Origin of the sequence: Streptomyces inusitatus (assembly GCF_014651115.1) — a bacterium.
Classification (GTDB): Bacteria; Actinomycetota; Actinomycetes; order Streptomycetales; family Streptomycetaceae; genus Streptomyces; species Streptomyces amakusaensis.
In genome coordinates, this window is record NZ_BMWG01000015.1 from 151,880 (window position 1) to 169,196 (window position 17,317).

The following is a 17,317-nucleotide window of genomic DNA, read 5'->3' on the forward strand; positions in this document are numbered from 1 at the left end:
TCCACTCAGCGCAGAGGGGGCTCCGATGGTCGATCACGAGCACGTCTTCCACGAGCACGTCTTCCGCAGCCATTACCCCGAGGCCCGGCCGGTCGCCCTGCCCATCCACGAGGCGGTGCTCGGCCGGGCCGCCGCCGAGCACGGCGAGGCCACCGCCCTGATCGACGCGGCGACGGGCGCCACCGTCAGTTACGCACAGCTCGACAGCGCCCACCGGGGGATCGCCGCCGGGCTCGCCCGCGCCGGGCTGCGCAAGGGGGATGTGCTGGCGCTGCACAGCCCCAACTCCATCGCCTACCCCGGCGTCTTCTACGGGGCCACCCGCGCCGGGGCCTCGGTCACCACCGTGCATCCGCTCGCGACGGCGGAGGAGTTCGCCACCCAGCTCAGGGGCGCGGGCGCGCGCTGGATCGTCACCGTCGCGCCGCTGCTGGAGACCGCGCGCAGGGCCGCAGAGCTGGCCCCGGGGATCGAGGAGATCTTCGTCTGCGACCGGGCGGAGGGGCATGCGAGCGTGCTGGACATGGCCGAGTCGGCCGGGCCCGAGCCCGTCGTCGCCATCGACCCGGACGAGGACGTCGCGGTGCTGCCGTACTCCTCCGGCACCACCGGCGTGCCCAAGGGCGTCATGCTCACCCACCGCTCCATCGCCACCAATCTGGCGCAGCTGGAGGTCCCGCTGCCGATGGGCCCCGGCGACCGGATCCTCGCCGTACTGCCGTTTTTTCACATTTACGGCCTCACGGCGCTGATGAACGCCCCGCTCCGCAAGGGCGCGACCGTCGTCGTGCTCTCCCGCTTCGAGATCGAGTCCTTCCTCGGCACGATCGAGAGGCACCGCGTCACCGCCCTGTTCGTGGCCCCGCCGATCGTCCTCGCGCTGGCCAGGCACCCGGCGGTGGCGCGGTACGACCTCTCCTCGCTGGAGTACGCCATCAGCGCGGCCGCGCCGCTGGACGCCGCGCTGGCGGCCGTCTGCTCCGAACGGCTGGGGCTGCCGCCGATGGGACAGGCGTACGGCATGACGGAACTCTCGCCCGCCACCCATGTCGTACCGCCGGCCGGTCCGCCCGGGCCGCCGGGCACCGTCGGCAGGCTGCTCCCGTCGACGGAGCTGCGGCTGCTGCCGCTGGACGGAGGCGGGAAGAGGGCGGGGACGGTCGGGCCCGGCGAGGAGGGCGAGATCGCGATCCGGGGGCCGCAGGTGATGAAGGGCTATCTCGGCCTGGCCGAAGCCACCGCCGACATGATCGACGAGGACGGCTGGCTGCGCACCGGGGACGTCGGACGGATGGACGCGGACGGCTGGCTGTATGTGGTCGACCGGGTCAAGGAGCTGATCAAGTACAAGGGGTACCAGGTCGCGCCCGCCGAACTGGAGGCGCTGCTGCTGACCCACGACCGCATCGCCGACGCCGCGGTGGTCGGGGTACCGGACCAGGACGGCTCGGAGATCCCCAAGGCGTATGTCGTACGGCGGCCGGGGGCCGCGAGGCTGACGGAGGACGAGGTGATGGCGTTCGTGGCGGAGCGGGTCGCCCCGTACAAGAGGATCCGCCGGGTGTCGTTCGTCGCGGGGGTGCCGCGCGCCGCCTCGGGGAAGATCCTCCGGCGTCAGCTGAGGGAGCGGGAGGAGCCAGGGTGAGCCACTGACCCAGGGCCCCCCGCCCAGGGCCCCCGCCGGGGGCCGGTGCGTGGCCGCTGGGGCAGGATGACGGTCGTGACTGACTCCGCCGCCCAGAACGCCGTGCCGGATCCCGTGCCGGATCCCGTACCCGTGCCGGATCCCGCCGTGATGCGGGAGCGCTACCGCTCCACCCCGCTGCTGGAGGAGGAGCTGGCCGCCGCCCCGATGGATCAGTTCGCCCGCTGGTTCGGCCAGGCCGTCGCGGCCGGGCTGAGCGAGCCGAACGCCATGGTGGTGTCGACCGCGACCCCCGAGGGACGGCCGTCCTCGCGCACGGTGCTGCTGAAGCGGCACGACGCGGAGGGCTTTGTCTTCTACACCAACTACGGCTCCCGCAAGGGCCGGGAGATCGCGGCGAACCCGCGGGTCGCGCTGCTCTTCCCCTGGCATCCGATCGCCCGTCAGGTCGTGGTGACCGGGACGGCCGCGAGGGTCGGCAGGGACGAGACGGTCGCGTACTTCCGCAGCCGTCCGCACGGGTCCCGGCTCGGCGCGTGGGCCAGCGAGCAGTCCTCGGTGATCGGCTCCAGACAGGAGCTGATCGAGCGGTACGAGGAGCTGGCCGCGCGCTACCCGGAGGGGGAGCCGGTGCCCGCGCCGCCGGAGTGGGGCGGCTTCCGGGTGGTGCCGGAGACGGTGGAGTTCTGGCAGGGGCACGAGAATCGGCTGCACGACCGGCTGCGGTACGTCCGGGAGGGCGGGAAGTGGCGAATTGAGCGGCTCGCGCCCTGAAAGCGCTCCGAAAGCTCCCCGGCGCGCCCTGAATGCGCCCCGCTATGCGCCTGGGTAAGCCCCTGGGCAAGCCCCCCGGCTAAGCGCCCGGGTATCCCCCGGGAAAGACAATGCGGAACGACCCGTGGGCCTGTTTCCTCCGTACGGGACGGAGGAAGCCGGTCGGACCACCGGCGGCCCACGGGTCGGGTGACTGCATTGGAGTGCGGCAGAAAACCTGCCACTGCACAGAGTGCGACAGCAGGCCTCTAGCCCGCAGTCACCTCACGCATCCGAAAAGAAACCACTTCCGGATCACCTCCTTTCGTCGTGTGCTCCACACCTTAGAAGCGCCCCCGGGAGGGCTCAACCGAATTAAATGAGCCGTTCTGACGGCGTCCGACGGACAACGAATAGCCGGAAGCTGGTGTGTCGTGGGTCACGTTCGAGTTGAATGTGAGGTGACAGGGGGCCGCGATGAGTGCTTCGAAGAGTGAACCGACGCTGACGGCGACGGCGGGCGCGGGGGCGGAGCTGCTGGCCGCCCTGCTGGACGGGATGGACGCGGCGCTCTGCGCCTTCGGCGCGGACGGCACGATCACCCACTGGAACCGGGAGGCCGAACGCGTCCTCGGCTGGTCGGCCCAGGAGGCCGTCGGGCGGCGCGGGTTCACCGGCTGGGCGGTCCGCTCCGGCGACGCCGCCGATGTGGAGGCCCGGTTGACAGCCGCCATGGACGCGCCGGGGCGCACGGTCAATGAGTTCGCGCTGCTGCGCAAGGACGGCGGGCGGGTGCTGGTCCGTACCCAGTCCGCGCCGGTGCTCGGCGCGACCGGTGAGCGGGCCGGGCTGTACTGCGCGTTCAACGAGGTGCATACGCAGATCGGGCTGGAGCGGTCGATCGCGCTGAGCGAGGCCCTCTTCGACGACACGTCCTGGGGACTGGTCCTGGTCGATGTCGATCTGCGGCCGACCGTCGTCAACGTCTACGCGGCCGAGGCGCTGGGCACGGGCCGTCCGGTCCAGCTCGGCAGACCGCTGGGCGAGCTGGTGGTCCAGGGCGTGGAGGAGCTGGAGGCGGCGCTTCAGCATGTCCTGGCGGAGGGGGAGCCGCGCGGCGTGGGCGAGATGTGGGTGACCCTGGCGGGCGGGCCCGAGCCGGGGCGGCGGCGCTGCTGGCGCAGCGGCTTTCTGCGGCTGGCGTCCCCGCTGGCGGAGGAGCCCGTGCCACTGGGGGTGGGCTGGGTGTTCCAGGACGTCACGGCCGCGAAGCTCGCCGAGCAGGAGGCGGACCGGCTGCGGTTCCGCGCCAGCCAGCTGCACCGGGCGGCCCGGGCGGCGGGGGAGTGCGAGGACCCGCTGGAGGCCACCACCGCCTATCTCGACTTCGCGCTGGCGGGCTTCGCCGACCATGTGCTGGTCGATGTCGTGGAGCCGGGCGACCGGGGCCGGCTCGTCCGCGCGGCGGCGACCCCGGCGAGCGGCGCGCCGGGCCCCTGTCTGCCGGTCGCGGGCGGCGGCATCCCGGTCCGCTATCCGAGCGGCCACCCCGCGCTCCAGGCGGCCGAGCGCATCGGCTCGGTCCGCGCCAGCGCGCCCGCCGCCGCCGTGTCCGCTCCGGCGACCGTCACCGGTACGGGCACGGGCACGGCGGGAGCCGCGTCGGCGAGCTGGTGCAAGGAGCGCCAGTGGCCGGCCGGCATGAGCCACGCCCTCTGCACGGTCCTGCGCAGCCGGGGCCGCACCCTGGGCGTCGTGACCTTCCTGCGCGGCAGCACCCGCCCGGTCTTCGAGCGCGCGGACGCGGTGTACGCGGAGAGCATGTCGGCCATGGCGGCGCTCGCCCTGGACCTCGCGGGCCGCACCCCGAGCTGACCGGGCCGCCCGGACGCGGAGCCGCCCCGGGGCCGGTCGGCGTCCGGGGCGGCTGCGCGGTCCGCGCATGAGGTGGGTACGGGGTGCACGGGCGACGGCGCGGGTGCGCGGCTCCCGGGCCGGGCCCCCCGGGTCAGCGCCGGTAGAAGATCCGGTCGCCGTACTCCCGCATCACACGGCCGTTCCACTCGTGACCGCCGTCCACATTCCCCGAGCGCAGCATCGGCGGCTCGAAGCCGCGCGCCACCAGCAGCTCGGCCGCCGCCGCCAGGGTCGCCTGCATCAGGGCGCTGGTGACTACGGTCGAGGCCGGGGCGAAGGGGGCCTCGATGCCCTCGTGGGTCAGCTCCGCGTCCCCGACAGCGATCTTGGAGTCGAGGACGACGTCGCAGTGGTCCCTGAGGAAGCCGCCGGAGACGTGCCGGGACCTGGTCTGCTCGGCGTACGCCACCGAGGTCACCCCGATGACCTTGATGCCGAGCGCCCGGGCGTTCATCGCCATCTCGACGGGGAGCGCGTTCCGCCCGGAGAGCGAGATGATCACAAGGGTGTCGCCCGCCCGCAGCGGACTGGTGTCGAGCACGGCCGCCGCCAGCCCGTCGACCCGCTCCAGCGCGGATCCCAGGGTGGCGGGCATGACGTCGACGCCGACCACGCCGGGGACGGCGAGCAGATTCATCAGGGCGAGCCCGCCGGCCCGGTAGACGACGTCCTGGGCGGCGAGCGAGGAGTGCCCGGCTCCGAAGGCGAAGAGTCTGCCGCCCGCGACGACGGTGTCAGCGATGACCGCGCCGGCGGCCGCGACGCTCTCCGCCTCCTCGTCGCGCACGCGTTCCAGCAGACCGATGGCCGCGTCGAAGAACTGACCGGCCAGCTTGCTCTCGCTCATCATTGAGCCCTCTCCGGAGGTGCGGGGACGCGGAATGCGGGCGCGCGTACCCGGGACATGTGGAACATGGAGCGCGCCGGGGAATACCCGTGCCGCCGATCACGTTGCGGTCTGGACCATTGCCCTGTCAATACTGTCCCTACAGTCTCCACAACGGCTCTGCCCGGCGGCTTCTCCCGGCGCGGCACGGTTGTCGGCGGGATGCGTAAGAATTGACTCCGGGGCCGCAGCGCACGATTTCATCGAGGGGCACGTATGTCCGGACTGATCGACACCACGGAGATGTATCTCCGCACCATCCTCGAACTGGAAGAGGAAGGTGTGGTTCCCATGCGCGCCCGTATCGCGGAGCGGCTCGACCAGAGCGGGCCCACGGTCAGTCAGACCGTGGCCCGCATGGAGCGGGACGGCTTGGTGACGGTCGCGGGGGACCGCCACCTGGAGCTGACCGACGAGGGCAGGAAGCTGGCGACGCGCGTGATGCGCAAGCACCGCCTCGCCGAGTGCCTCCTCGTCGATGTGATCGGCCTGGAGTGGGAGCAGGTCCACGCGGAGGCCTGCCGCTGGGAGCATGTGATGAGCGAGGCGGTGGAGCGCCGGGTGCTGGAGCTGCTGCGCCACCCCACCGAATCGCCCTACGGCAACCCGATCCCGGGCCTGGAGGAGCTGGGCGAGAAGGCGGAGGCCGATCCTTTCCTGGACGACTCCATGGTCTCGCTGGCCGATCTTGACCCCGGGGTGGACGGCAAGACGGTGATCGTCCGCAGGATCGGCGAGCCGATCCAGACGGACGCCCAGCTGATGTACACCCTGCGGCGCGCGGGTGTGCAGCCCGGCTCGGTGGTCAGCGTGACCGAGTCGCCCGGCGGGGTGCTGGTGGGCAGCAGCGGGGAGGCCGCGGAGCTGGAGGCGGATGTCGCCTCCCACGTCTTCGTGGCCAAGCGCTGAGCCACGCCTGTCAGTGAACCACCAGTGAGGAAGGGCCCGGGCTCACCCCCGGGCCGTGCCGGGGCCCTCCCGTGCGCCCGGCCGGGAAGACCTGGTGCTGCGACCGGAAAGGTTTGCCGTGGGCCTGCGGCGTCCGGTGCGGTGCATCTCCCCCGCGGCCTCCGGTGCGGGTGGTGCCCCCAGGCGGAGGTCCACGGTTCGTACTGGACGTACTTGCGTGGTCCGACAACGTGGCGAGGTGCCGTGCAGGGCGTCGCAGGCCGGTGAACCTTTCCGGTCGCAGCACCAGCCCCCGGGGCGCGCGGCAGGGCCTTCGCCGTCTTCGGGGCGGCGCGGACAGGTGGTCTTCAGGCCAGGTGCCGGGGGGAGCGGCCGGGAGGGCCGCCGCCGCCCGGGGCGCTCGGCGCGGGCCGCGCCCGAGGGGCGGAGCCGCCACCGGGGGCGGGTCCCCGGGCCGTGACGGCCGCACCCGCGGGCCGTGCGCCAGGGCCCCCGTATCACCGGATATCACCGGCCCCAGCGGCACCGTTTTCGGCCCCGGGGGAAGCCCTGCGGGCCCCTCGCGTGCAAGGCTGTCGCCGAGGCATATGACATACGGCCGGGGAGGGATCAGGGTGACTCGCCCGTCGTACGCCCCAGCGCGCCCGGCTCCGCCGGTGCGCCGTGCATCCGTGCTTCCCGGGGGCGGTCACCGCCCCGGGCCGGAAGGCACTCCGACACGGGAGTGCCCCGGCGCCCAAGGACGCCGGGGCCTGCCCTCCCCTGCGCTGACCCGGAGCCCCGAGCTCCCAGGGTCAATCCCCACGGACCGTCTTCCCCGAGCGGCCCGTCTCCCGCAGAAGGTCTCCCCCCGTCGACGGGAGTCATGCCTGGTGAGGGGTCACTCGAACGAGGGGTGTTGCCTCTCGAAGCCGTATCTTCGAACGTTGGTTCGATAAACTGAAGGAGTCCGGCGGGGAGGGGTCCGGCCGGACGGACGACCGGGGAAGAGAAGGGGGTGCCGGGCACATGGTGCGCCGCATCGACGTGATCGGAGCCGGCGGCGTACACCTGGCCGCCTGGGAGTTCACCAGATCGCCGGAGGGGGGCCAGGAGCCCGGCGGGGAGTGTGCCCAAGGCCCCGGGGAGGGCTCCGGGGAGAGCGCGGAGCCCGACTCCGCGCCTGGCGTCTTACTGCTGCACGGCCTGATGGGCCGGGCCTCGCACTGGGCCCCGGCGGCTCGGCTGCTGGCCGAGGGGCACCGGGTGGTCGCGCTCGACCAGCGGGGCCACGGCGACAGCGGCAAGCCCGCCGAGGGCCCCTTCACCCGCGAGGCGCACCTCGCCGACGCGGTGGCGGTGATCGAGCGGCTGGACCTCGCCCCGGTGACCCTGGTGGGCCACGCGGCGGGCGCGCTCACCGCCTGGCAGCTCGCCGCCGCCCGCCCCGATCTGGTCCGGGCGCTGATCGTCTGCGACATGCGGGCGGCTGCCCACGGCGCGGCCTCCCAGCGGGAATGGGCGGACTGGTTCCGCTCCTGGCCGCTGCCGTTCGCCTCGCTCGCCGAGGCCCGCCGCTGGTTCGGCGAGGCGGACCCCTGGCTGGAGCGCCCCAGCCCCGCGCGCGGCGAGTTCTTCGCGGAGATGATGGCCGAAGGGGCGGAGGGCTGGCGTCCGGTCTTCTCCCGCGAACAGCTCCTCGCCGCCCGCGCCGCCTGGGCCCACGACGCCCACTGGGACCAGCTGGCCCAGGTCACCTGCCCCGCCCTGGTCGTCCGGGGGCCGGACGGCCAGCTGGGCCGCGCCGAGGCCCAGGAGATGGTCCGGGTGCTCCCCCGGGGGCGGTACGCGGAGGTGGCCGAGGGCGGCCATCTGGTCCACTACGAGCGCCCGGCGGCCTGGTACGCGGCGATCGAACCGTTCCTCGACGCCCACTGCCGCGACCGCGACCACGACCGGGACCGCGCCCCCGAGGGCGACGGGGTGCGAGCGTCCGGGCCGGGCTGAGCGCCCCGGGCCGGCCCGGACACCGGCCGTCCCGTGCGGAGGACGGCCGGAGCGGCCTTGGCGTGCCGTCGGAAGACCCGGGGGCCGAAGAGCCGCGGGCTGTGCGGGTCAGAAGGAGAACAGCGCCCCGGGCAGGTACGCGCCCATCTCGCAGCCGTTGTTGTACGTCGCCGACCACGCGAACCGCTCGCCCTGCCACACTCCGTCCGCCGTCACCGTGACCGGGTCGTACTCACGCGTGCACAGCGTCTGCGGCAGCGCCGTCGGCAGCGCCGCGATGTCGCCGTCCACCGAGCGCAGTTCGCCGCAGGCGGCGGCGGGCGAGGGGTGGGTGCCGTGGGCGCGCGGCGTACAGCTGAGGGTGACCGCGCGCTCCACGGCCGTGCTCATCGGGTCGGCGCCCTTGCCGACGCTGAGGACGAGCGCGGAGGGCGCGTACAGCCGGGCCGTCCGCCCGGCCGCCGCGCCCTCGAAGGGCCCGGCGGCGGCAGGGGCCGCCAGGGTGTGCGCCACGACCGGCCGCACCGGCTCGGACCGGGTCTGAGCGGCCTGTGCCGAGACCGCGGCGGTCGCGCTGAGCACCAGCGCGGCGGTGACGGCGATCGTGCTGCGAACAGAACGCATCGGTGAAGCTCCTTCGCTTCTGAGGGTGATTGCGCTCGGGAGTCTCGCGTACGCGGACAGTGAACGCACCTCGATCGCGTCTTTCCGGCCGCAGGGGTCCCGGCGGGGGTGACCGAATGTTCGTTTGGGCAGCTCGCGACGGGTGCCGGACGCCTCCGCAAGGCGTCCGGCATATGGACAATCTTGAGTGGTCCGCTCAGAAAGAACCGCCTGAGCTGCGAAAACGCTCAGGCGGTACGTTTCTTCGCCACCCCGCTTCGACGGGAAAACACCCTCGCCGAAGGCGGCGGACCACCCCTCACCCCTTGCTGACGGCCGCCAGAATCTCCGGCAGCCGCTTCGCCGTCACCGGCGCGGCGACCCGCAGCCCGGCCCAGCCGATCAGCAGCCCGTACAGCGCCCCGGCGGGCAGGATCAGCCACAGCGTCCCCCGGTCGCCCGACAGATGCAGCCAGACCGTCGGCACGATCACCGGCAGGGAGAGCACCAGGGCGGCGACCATCCCGCCGAAGAGCGACATCCAGGCCAGTGCCGCCTGCCCGGGCGCGACGCTCTTGTACCCGCTGTCCTGCGGGATCGAGTACGCCAGCCGGGCCGAGGCCACCGCCCCCGTGCCCAGGAACACACCCAGCGCCGCGAACGACACCCCGAGCGCCGAGGGCAGCGTCCCCCAGTCGCCCAGCACGGCCGCCGTCACCGCCGTCGTCACCACGGTGTACGGGAGGGTGATCACCAGCAGCGCCAGCGCCCGCGCCCGCAGCTCCTCGTACGCCTCACGCGTCGTCGAGATCGTCTGCGCGACCATCCAGAACGCCGAGGTGTCCTGCCCGAACTGGTTGTACATCAGCATGCCGAGCATGCCCGTCGCGAAGCAGGCGAGATAGACCGAGCCGGTCCCCTGCGCGGCGCTGAACAGCGGCACCAGCAGACCGATCGCCAGCCCGGTGACCCAGGACGCCTTGGTCTTCGGGTCCCGCCAGGCGTACCGCAGACCGCGCAGCATCACCGCGCCGGTGCGGCCCTCGGGCAGCAGCCGCGACAGCGTGCCGGACGACTCCCCGCCGGTGGCCGACTCCTGGGCCGCGCCCAGCGTCGAACCGTCGGGGGAGGTCATCAGCTTCGTCAGATTCCGCTGCCAGGACCACAGCAGCGCGCCCAGCGCGAGCGCCGACAGCGCCAGCTGCGCCAGAGCCGCGCCGTAGCGGCCCTCGCTCACGGAGTCGATCGAGCCGATCGCGGAGGCGGGCGGCAGCCAGGCCACGATCCGTGCGGCGGGCTCCAGCGCGGAGAGCCCGCCCGCCTCGCCGAGCCGCTGCACGCCGAAGTTCACCAGCTGGAAGCCGAGGGCGACCAGCAGCCCGCTCAGCAGCGCCAGATCGCGGCCCTTGCGCGAGGTCAGCAGCCGGACGTTGGCCGCGGCGACGGCCCGCGCCAGCGCCACACAGATCAGCAGCGCCAGCGGCACGGCGAGCAGCGAGACGATCACGGCCGCCGCGCCGTGCGCGAGCGCGAGCGCCGATCCGACCACCAGGCAGAGCGCGAAGAGCGGTCCTATGCCCACCAGCGAGGAGACCAGCAGCGCGGCGACCAGCGGGCGCGGACGCAGCGGCAGCATCACCAGCCGGGTCGAGTCGAGCGTCTCGTCGCCGCCGGGGGCGAAGAGCGGCATCACGGCCCAGGCGAGCGCCAGCAGCCCCGTCAGCAGGACGGTGAGGGTCGCCGCGCCGTCGCCGCCGCGCAGCACGATCAGCCCGATCAGCAGGCCCGCCGCGAAGAGGACGGTGAAGACGAGCGAGAGGACGAAGACGGCGGTGCGCGCGGAGGACTGGCGCAGCCCGTTGCGGAGCAGTGACAGCTTCAGCCGTACGAAGATCCTCGCCAGCTCCCCGGTGCCGGGCCCGACACCGGTGCCCGCGGCACTCGCGGCACTCGCGGCGGCCGGGGCGCTCAACGCGCACCGCCCGCGCTGCCGCCGCCGAGCCAGTCCAGCGCCTCGTGGGCGGTGTCCCGGCCGGTCGCCCCGACCAGCTCCAGGAAGGCGCTCTGGAGCGACGGCGCGTCGCCGCGTACGTCCGCGAGCGGACCCTGCGCCCGGATCCGGCCGCCGGCCATCACCGCGACCCAGTCGCACAGCGACTCCACCAGCTCCATCACATGGCTGGAGAAGACCACCGTCGCGCCCGAGGAGGTGTAGCGCTCCAGCACCCCCCGGATCGTCTGGGCGGAGACCGGGTCGACGCCCTCGAACGGCTCGTCCAGGAAGAGGACCTCCGGGTTGTGCAGCAGCGCCGCCGCCAGCCCGATCTTCTTGCGCATGCCCGTGGAGTAGTCCACGACCAGCTTGTTCTGAGATCCCGTCAGATCCAGTACGCCCAGGAGCTGATCGGCCCGCTTGTCGACCTCCGCGCCCGGCAGCCCGCGCAGCCGCCCGGTGTAGGCGAGCAGCTCACGGCCGGAGAGGCGCTCGAAGAGGCGCAGCCCTTCCGGCAGCACACCGATCCGGGACTTGACCGCCACCGGGTCCCGCCACACATCGTGCCCGGCGACCTCCACCCGTCCCTGGTCGGGGCGGAGCAGGCCGGTCACCATCGAGAGGGTCGTCGTCTTGCCCGCGCCGTTGGGGCCCACCAGGCCGATGAACCTGCCCGCGGGCAGGGTCAGGTCGATGCCGGACACGGCGATCTGCTCGCCGAACCGCTTCCACAGACCCTCCACCCGAACAGCGGGCGGCGCGACCGGCGCCCCGCCCGCGTCTGTGCCCCCGGTCCCTGTCGCCCGGATATCCGGCATGGTGCCCGCCTTTCGGTGTCCCCTATGTCATGCGCGTACTGGATATGTACGCGTCAGTACCAGGTCCACCTTATGTAGGCGTCTCCTAAGCGTTCCGGGTGCGGGCCGCGACGGCGTCCCGTCCGCACGCGTACGCCAGCGGGCTGATCAGCTCCTCGGCGTCCGGCAGCCACCGGTTGGCGTTGGTGGGCCTGCGCGCCCACTGCACCGCGCCCCGGCCGCCGACCCGGGTCGGCGGGGCCGGTACGTAGTGCCCCTCGCCCCGCGCGATCAGATCCAGCGAGCTGGGGGCCCAGCCGAGACCCCGGATCAGATCCGGCGCCTTGGCCACCGCACCCGGCAGCACGAAGAACAGCATCCGCCGGTCCGGGGTGCAGGCCACCGGCCCCAGCGGCAGCTCCATCCGCTCCAGCCTGGCCAGTGCCAGGAAGCCCGAGGACTCGGGCAGGTCGAGAACGTCGAAGGCGCGCCCCGTCGGCAGCAGGATCGAGGCCCTGGGGTCCTTCCCCCACATCCGGCGGACGGCGGTCGCGCTGCCCGTCGCCTGGCTCGCCCAGTCGGAATTCACCGCGTGCGCGCCCGGTGTCTCGCAGGAGGTGTCGCCGCACGAGCAGTGCTCCCTGCCGTCGGCCGCCTCCAGCCAGGTCCCCGGAAATACGTCCCAGTGCCGCTCCTCCGCGTACCGCACCGCGTGATCCAGCAGCTGTTCGCCCCTCTGCTGGGGGATCTCCGCGGCTTCTCTCACTCCAATGGTCTCTTCCACGACCAGTCAACTCCCACCATCACCTTGAGTTACGGGCACCCTACGGCCCGCCCCGCGCTCATGATCCCGCATATGGGGCGCATGGATGCACGGACGGGGGCGCGCGTGGAGACGGACCTCGGGGGCGGGTAGCTACGTGTACAAGGGGGGCGGGATGTCGTCTGTTCCGGGCGGCGGCGCGGGTCGGCCGTCCGTCCGGTTCCGGAGGCCCAGGGGGAGGGTTCTGACGGTCCGTTCGCGTCTGTTCGCGGTCGGATTCCGGCAGCGCCCGGAAGCATCGTGGGCAGCTCTAGTGGAAAAACCAGACCAAGTCCGTCAATTCTGCATTCTCCGTATATCAGCCGGGCATCGATCCCTGAGCGGATCACCGCGGCCTCAGGAGGTTTTCATGGCAGCCAGGCCTCTCGTCGCCCGACAGCCGAACGAACGGTTGCAGGCGCTCATTCAGGAAGCCGGGTGTTCCAACGCCGGGCTCGCCCGCCGCGTCAACATGGTCGGCGCGGAACGCGGGTTGGACCTGCGGTACGACAAGACATCGGTGGCGCGGTGGCTGCGCGGACAGCAGCCGCGCGGGCGCGCGCCCGGCATCATCGCCGAGGCGCTGGGCCGCAAGCTCGGCCGTACGGTCACGATCGACGAGACCGGCATGGCCAACGGCAAGAACCTCGCGTCCGGCGTGGGGCTCCAGTTCTCCCCGACCGTGCTCGGAGCGATCGAGCAGGTCTGCGAGTTGTGGCGCAGCGACGTCGGCCGCCGCGACTTCCTCTCCGGCACCTCGGTCGCGGCCTCCGCGCTGGTCGAACCCAGCCGCGACTGGCTGATCACCGGCGCGGACAGCCAGGTGGCGCGTTCGGCCGGCTCCCGGGTCGGCGCCTGCGACGTGGAGGCGGTGCGGTCGATGACGGCCGCGCTGACCGAGCTGGACCACCGCTTCGGCAGCGGGCATGTCCGCCCGGTCGTCGTGCACTACCTCAACTCCGTGGTCTCCGGCCTGCTCTCCGGTTCCTACCGGGAGTCCGTCGGCCGCGAACTCTTCGCGGCGGTCGCCCGGCTGACCGAGCTGGCGGGATACATGGCCGTCGACACCGGACAGCCCGGACTCGCCCAGCGCTACTACATCCAGGCCCTGCGCCTCGCCCAGGCGGCGGGCGACCGCGGCTACGGCGGCTATGTGCTGGCCGCCTCCATGAGCCATCTCGCCGCCCAACTGGGCAACCCCCGGGAGATCGCCCAACTGGCGCGCGCCGCGCAGGAGGGCGCGCGCGGCCATGTCACCCCGCGCGCCGAGGCGATGTTCCTCGCCGCCGAGGCGCGCGGACACGCCCTGCTGGGGGACTCCCGCACCTGCCACACCGTGGCGGGGAAGGCGATCGCCTCACTGGAGCGGGCGGAGCCCGAGTCGGGCGACGACCCGTCCTGGATCTCCCACTTCGACCGCGCCTATCTCGCCGACGAACTCGCCCACTGCTACCGGGACCTGGCCCGTCCCGAGGCCGCCGCGCACCACGCGGCCGAGGCGCTGGACGGCCACCCGGAGACCCGGGCGCGCCGGCGGGCGATCGGTCTCGTCGTCCTGGCCACCGCCCAGGTGCAGCAGCGCGAGGTGGAACAGGCGTGCCACACGGGCGGCCGCGCGCTGGATCTGCTCTCCCGGCTGCGCTCCAGCCGGGGCGCGGAGTATCTGGAGGACTTCCAGCAGCGCCTGGAGCCGTACGCGGACGAACCGGCGGTCCGGGAGTTCGGGGCGCGGGTGGAGCTCCAGGCGGCCTGAGCCCGGGTCTTGAGTGAGGACGGTCACACACCGTTCCCGGGAAGCGACTTGAGGAGGCATGTCCGACAGGCTCCACGGTGGGTGTGCGGCGGGACTCCGGGCAGCCGGTAGCGTGAACCGACGGTCCCGCACGCTCATACGGAGGAGTCCTCGTGACGCACAGCGGACAGGGTGACGATCGGGGCGGCGAGCTGCCCCCCGAGACGGCCGGCCCCTGGGCGCCCCGGGGCGCGGGCGAGCGGCCCGGCCCGGCGGACGGACAGCAGTGGGGGCAGCGGCCTCCCGAGCCCCCTCAGCAGTGGGGCCCGCCGCCCGGGCAGTCCTGGCAGGACGGGACCCCGTACCCGGCCGCTCCGGCCGGTCCGCAGCCGCCGCCGCAGCCGCCTCAGTCCCCGGACGACTGGTACGGCGTACGGTCCCAGCCGCTGCCCCCGGCCCAGCCGTTCGGCCAGGGCCCGTCGGACGCCACGCAGGTGATCCCGCCCGTGGGGCCGGGACCGTCCGACGCCACCCAGATCATTCCGCCCGTCGGAGCGGGCCCGCTGCCCGGCGAGCCGCCCGGCCACCCGGCGCCGTCGCCGTTCGGCCTGGGCCCGTCCGACGCGACGCAGGTGATCCCGCCCGTCGGGGCCGGTCCCGTGGACGCGACCCAGGTGATCCCGCCGGTCGGGGCCGAGCCGGTGGACGCCACCCAGGTGATCCCGCCCGTCGGGCCGGGGGCGCTGCCTCCCGAGAGCCCGGCCGAGTCCACCGCGTACCTCGGCGCCCACCGCCGGCGGGACACGCCGCCGGTCCCGCCGCCGCCCCCGGGCGCGCCGTACGGCATCAGGCCCGGAGCCCCCGGCGACCGGCCGCCGCCCGCCGAGTTCGACAATCTCTTCCGTACGGGGGAGGGGGCCCCGCAGCCGGTCCCGCAGCAGCAGTTCCCGCCCCCGCGGCCCCTGGGGACGCCTCCGCCGCGGACTCCGCAGCCCCGGGGCGCGGGCGAAGGCTCGCACCGCAGGGCGCAGCGGCGCACCGCCGCCCCGCGCCGGCGCATGGGGGCCCCGGTCGTCGCGGCCGTCGTGGTCGGCTGCGCGGTGCTCGGCCTGGGCGTCGGCGCGCTGATGTTCGGCGGGGACGACGGCGAGAAGGACCCGGCCTCGGCGGCGGACCCGGCGACGGCCTCCGCCCCGCCCAGCACCGCCCCCTCCGCCGCGCCGTCCACGAGCACCGCACCGCCCGCCGAGGACCCGGTGAAGACGCAGGCCAAGGCGCTCGATCTGCTTCTCGCGGACAGCAACGACAGCCGGGCGGCGGTGATCCGCTCGGTGGCGAACATCCGTCAGTGCAAGAACCTCGGACAGGCCGCCGCCGATCTGCGCGCGGCCGCCGAGCAGCGCCGGAGCCTGGTGACCCGGCTGGGCGGCCTGGACATCGGCGAGCTCCCCGAGAGCGAGGACCTCGCCGAGTCGCTCACCGAGGCGTGGCAGGCCTCCGCCTCGGCGGACGACCACTACGCGGCCTGGGCCGACCAGACCGGCCGGAAGAAGGGCTGCAAGAACGGCAAGGCCCGCAACACATCCCGGGCCGCCGAGGGCAACAGCGCCAGCGGCGAGGCCACCGAGGCCAAACAGGAGGCCGCCGCCCTCTGGAACCCGATCGCCGCCGCCCACGGCCTCCCCAGGCGCGGCAGCCACCAGCTCTGAGGCTCGCGGCTCTCCTCCGTACGGGAGGGTCCCCTTCAGGGTGTCGCGGCACGCGCGGTGTCGCGGTACGCGCCCAGGGAAGCCCTCCCGGGGCCGTCACCGCCCTCTGGGCCCGGGCCGGGGTCCCGGGGCCGTCCCACGGGCTCCCCGGGGGCGTACGGCCTCCCGGGGCCCCGGCCGGGGCGGCGGTCAGTCCGCGACGGAGCCCGAGAGCGTCTCGGTGACGTCCACGGAGTCCTCGCGCTGCGCCACCAGCCGCCCCTCCCGCACCACCTGGAAGGTCACCCTCGGGTTCACGATCCGGGGGAAGTCGGGGATGCCGAGCATGTCCTCGTGCTCCCAGCGCAGTTCGGGGGTGAGCCCGCCGGTGGTCACCCGTACGCCCTCGTCGAGGGCCTGGGTGATTTTCCGCGAGGTGATCTCGTCGGTGTCGAGGGACTCGATGACCGAGGCGAGGACGGTGTACGCGATCCAGGTGGTCTGCACGCCCGCGTCGGCCGGGTCGACGCGGTTGTCGGCGAAGGCGTGGTCGGCGATCACCTGTCTCATCTCCGCCCAGCGGCTGTCCCCGGCGGCGGGGTACCAGCCGGTGATGAACGCGCCTTCGAGGGGCCCGCCGCGACCGCCGGTGCGGTCGATCAGGGACTGGCCGACGCTGCCGATGACCGAGGAGACCCGTACCCGGGATCCGTCCTCGGGCAGCCGCCGGAAGGAGTCGAAGAAGGTCTCGGTGCGTTCGCCGAGCGCGGCGGTGACGCACCCCGGCCGGGGCTCCTCCCCGGAACCGGAGCCGGGACCGGGATCGGGACCGGAACCGGGGCCCGCGTCCCCGGAGGCCGTGCCCGCCTCGGTACGGGCCCGGGAGGCGACCCCGGTGTAGTCGGTGGCGTCCTCGCGGGCGAGCACGTCGGCGGTGCTGTTCCCGGCCGCCGCGAGCCCCGCGTTCAGCAGCTCGGGCAGCTGGTCCCCGGCGGCGGAGTCCGGCCGTACCAGCGCGACCCGGTCGCAGACGCCGGCGAGCTGGAGCCCGTGCCCGGCGAGAAGGGCGGGCTGACCGCCGTTGACGGGGAAGGACAGATAGCTGCTGAACTCCTCGTCCGAGATGCCGAACCCGCCGATGAAGGGGATCCCGGCCGCCTCCAGCGTCGGCAGGAAGGCGTCCCCGTGCTGGCTGTACGAGCCGACGACCGCGACCGCCCCCTCCTCCACCGCCCGCCGGGCGCAGGCCGAGGCCCCCTGTGCGGTGTTCCGCTCGTTGCAGGTGACGACCCGCAGCCGGTGCCCGCCGACGCCGCCCCGCGCGTTCACCCAGCGGGCGTACGTGTCGGCCATGGCGTTCATCCCGGGCATATTGGTCGCCCCGGTCTTCTCGGGCGCGAAGGTCAGCACCGTCACGGGCTCCCCGGAGCCGCCGGAGCCGCCGCCCGGCACCACCCCGCAGCCGGTGATCAGCAGCACCCCGGCGGTGGCTGCCGCCGCTGCCGTGGCGGCGGGCGTCCGGGCCGTGGCGGCGGGCGGCCCGGGCGGGGTGGAGTGGGGGCCCCCGGGGCCGGGGGGGGGGGAGCGGCGCCTACGGGTCATGGGC

The 17,317-nt window shown here is 73.9% G+C and carries 13 protein-coding genes; 7 read left to right on the forward strand and 6 right to left on the reverse strand.

Annotated elements, in window-relative coordinates; all coding sequences use genetic code 11:
• Nucleotides 1-25 precede the first annotated feature (25 nt).
• The 3 genes from IE247_RS22280 to IE247_RS22290 all read left to right on the forward strand — a co-directional run bounded on the left by IE247_RS22280 (nucleotide 26) and on the right by IE247_RS22290 (nucleotide 4,273).
• A complete protein-coding gene (locus IE247_RS22280) occupies nucleotides 26-1,645 on the forward strand; it encodes an AMP-binding protein (protein WP_190124987.1) in 1,620 nt (539 codons plus the stop codon).
• Nucleotides 1,646-1,711: 66 nt separating this feature from the next.
• Complete coding sequence (gene pdxH / locus IE247_RS22285; protein WP_190124988.1) at nucleotides 1,712-2,419, forward strand: pyridoxamine 5'-phosphate oxidase; 708 nt, start codon at nucleotides 1,712-1,714, stop codon at nucleotides 2,417-2,419.
• A gap of 456 nt (nucleotides 2,420-2,875) precedes the next feature.
• Nucleotides 2,876-4,273 carry a PAS domain-containing protein gene (locus IE247_RS22290; protein ID WP_190124989.1) on the forward strand — a complete coding sequence of 466 codons (1,398 nt, stop codon included), beginning with the start codon at nucleotides 2,876-2,878 and terminating at the stop codon, nucleotides 4,271-4,273.
• A gap of 133 nt (nucleotides 4,274-4,406) precedes the next feature.
• Here IE247_RS22290 and IE247_RS22295 read toward each other — a convergent pair whose 3' ends face one another.
• Complete coding sequence (locus IE247_RS22295) at nucleotides 4,407-5,162, reverse strand: SIS domain-containing protein (protein ID WP_190124990.1); 756 nt, start codon at nucleotides 5,160-5,162, stop codon at nucleotides 4,407-4,409.
• Nucleotides 5,163-5,417: 255 nt separating this feature from the next.
• Here IE247_RS22295 and IE247_RS22300 point away from each other — a divergent pair, with 255 nt between their 5' ends.
• Nucleotides 5,418-6,110 (forward strand): iron-dependent transcriptional repressor DtxR, encoded by a 693-nt coding sequence (locus tag IE247_RS22300; protein ID WP_190124991.1) that lies wholly within the window; start codon nucleotides 5,418-5,420, stop codon nucleotides 6,108-6,110.
• A 1,008-nt stretch (nucleotides 6,111-7,118) separates the two neighbouring features.
• Nucleotides 7,119-8,096, forward strand: coding sequence for an alpha/beta fold hydrolase (locus IE247_RS22305; protein ID WP_190124992.1), 978 nt, complete (start codon nucleotides 7,119-7,121; stop codon nucleotides 8,094-8,096).
• A 108-nt stretch (nucleotides 8,097-8,204) separates the two neighbouring features.
• Here the strand turns inward: IE247_RS22305 and IE247_RS22310 are convergent, their stop codons facing one another.
• From IE247_RS22310 to IE247_RS22325, 4 genes are all read right to left on the reverse strand, one after another.
• Nucleotides 8,205-8,720 carry a subtilase-type protease inhibitor gene (locus tag IE247_RS22310; protein ID WP_190124993.1) on the reverse strand — a complete coding sequence of 172 codons (516 nt, stop codon included), beginning with the start codon at nucleotides 8,718-8,720 and terminating at the stop codon, nucleotides 8,205-8,207.
• Between the two features lie 298 nt (nucleotides 8,721-9,018).
• Entirely contained in the window at nucleotides 9,019-10,671 is a 1,653-nt protein-coding gene (locus IE247_RS22315) for a transporter (protein WP_190124994.1), read from the reverse strand.
• Nucleotides 10,668-11,510 (reverse strand): ABC transporter ATP-binding protein, encoded by an 843-nt coding sequence (locus IE247_RS22320; protein ID WP_190124995.1) that lies wholly within the window; start codon nucleotides 11,508-11,510, stop codon nucleotides 10,668-10,670. Before IE247_RS22320 ends, IE247_RS22315 begins: the two co-directional genes overlap by 4 nt.
• 85 nt (nucleotides 11,511-11,595) lie before the next feature.
• Nucleotides 11,596-12,273, reverse strand: a complete 678-nt coding sequence (locus tag IE247_RS22325; RefSeq protein ID WP_190124996.1) for a bifunctional DNA primase/polymerase — start codon at nucleotides 12,271-12,273, stop codon at nucleotides 11,596-11,598.
• Between the two features lie 388 nt (nucleotides 12,274-12,661).
• Here IE247_RS22325 and IE247_RS22330 point away from each other — a divergent pair, with 388 nt between their 5' ends.
• Nucleotides 12,662-14,044, forward strand: a complete 1,383-nt coding sequence (locus IE247_RS22330; protein WP_190124997.1) for an NsdA family TPR-like regulatory protein — start codon at nucleotides 12,662-12,664, stop codon at nucleotides 14,042-14,044.
• A 152-nt stretch (nucleotides 14,045-14,196) separates the two neighbouring features.
• Nucleotides 14,197-15,732, forward strand: a complete 1,536-nt coding sequence (locus tag IE247_RS22335) for a hypothetical protein (protein WP_229869274.1) — start codon at nucleotides 14,197-14,199, stop codon at nucleotides 15,730-15,732.
• Nucleotides 15,733-15,921: 189 nt separating this feature from the next.
• On the opposite strand, the gene IE247_RS22340 is transcribed toward IE247_RS22335, so the two are convergent.
• On the reverse strand, nucleotides 15,922-17,313 hold the full coding sequence (locus IE247_RS22340; RefSeq protein WP_190125017.1) for an ABC transporter substrate-binding protein: 1,392 nt from the start codon (nucleotides 17,311-17,313) through the stop codon (nucleotides 15,922-15,924).
• Nucleotides 17,314-17,317: the final 4 nt, after the last annotated feature.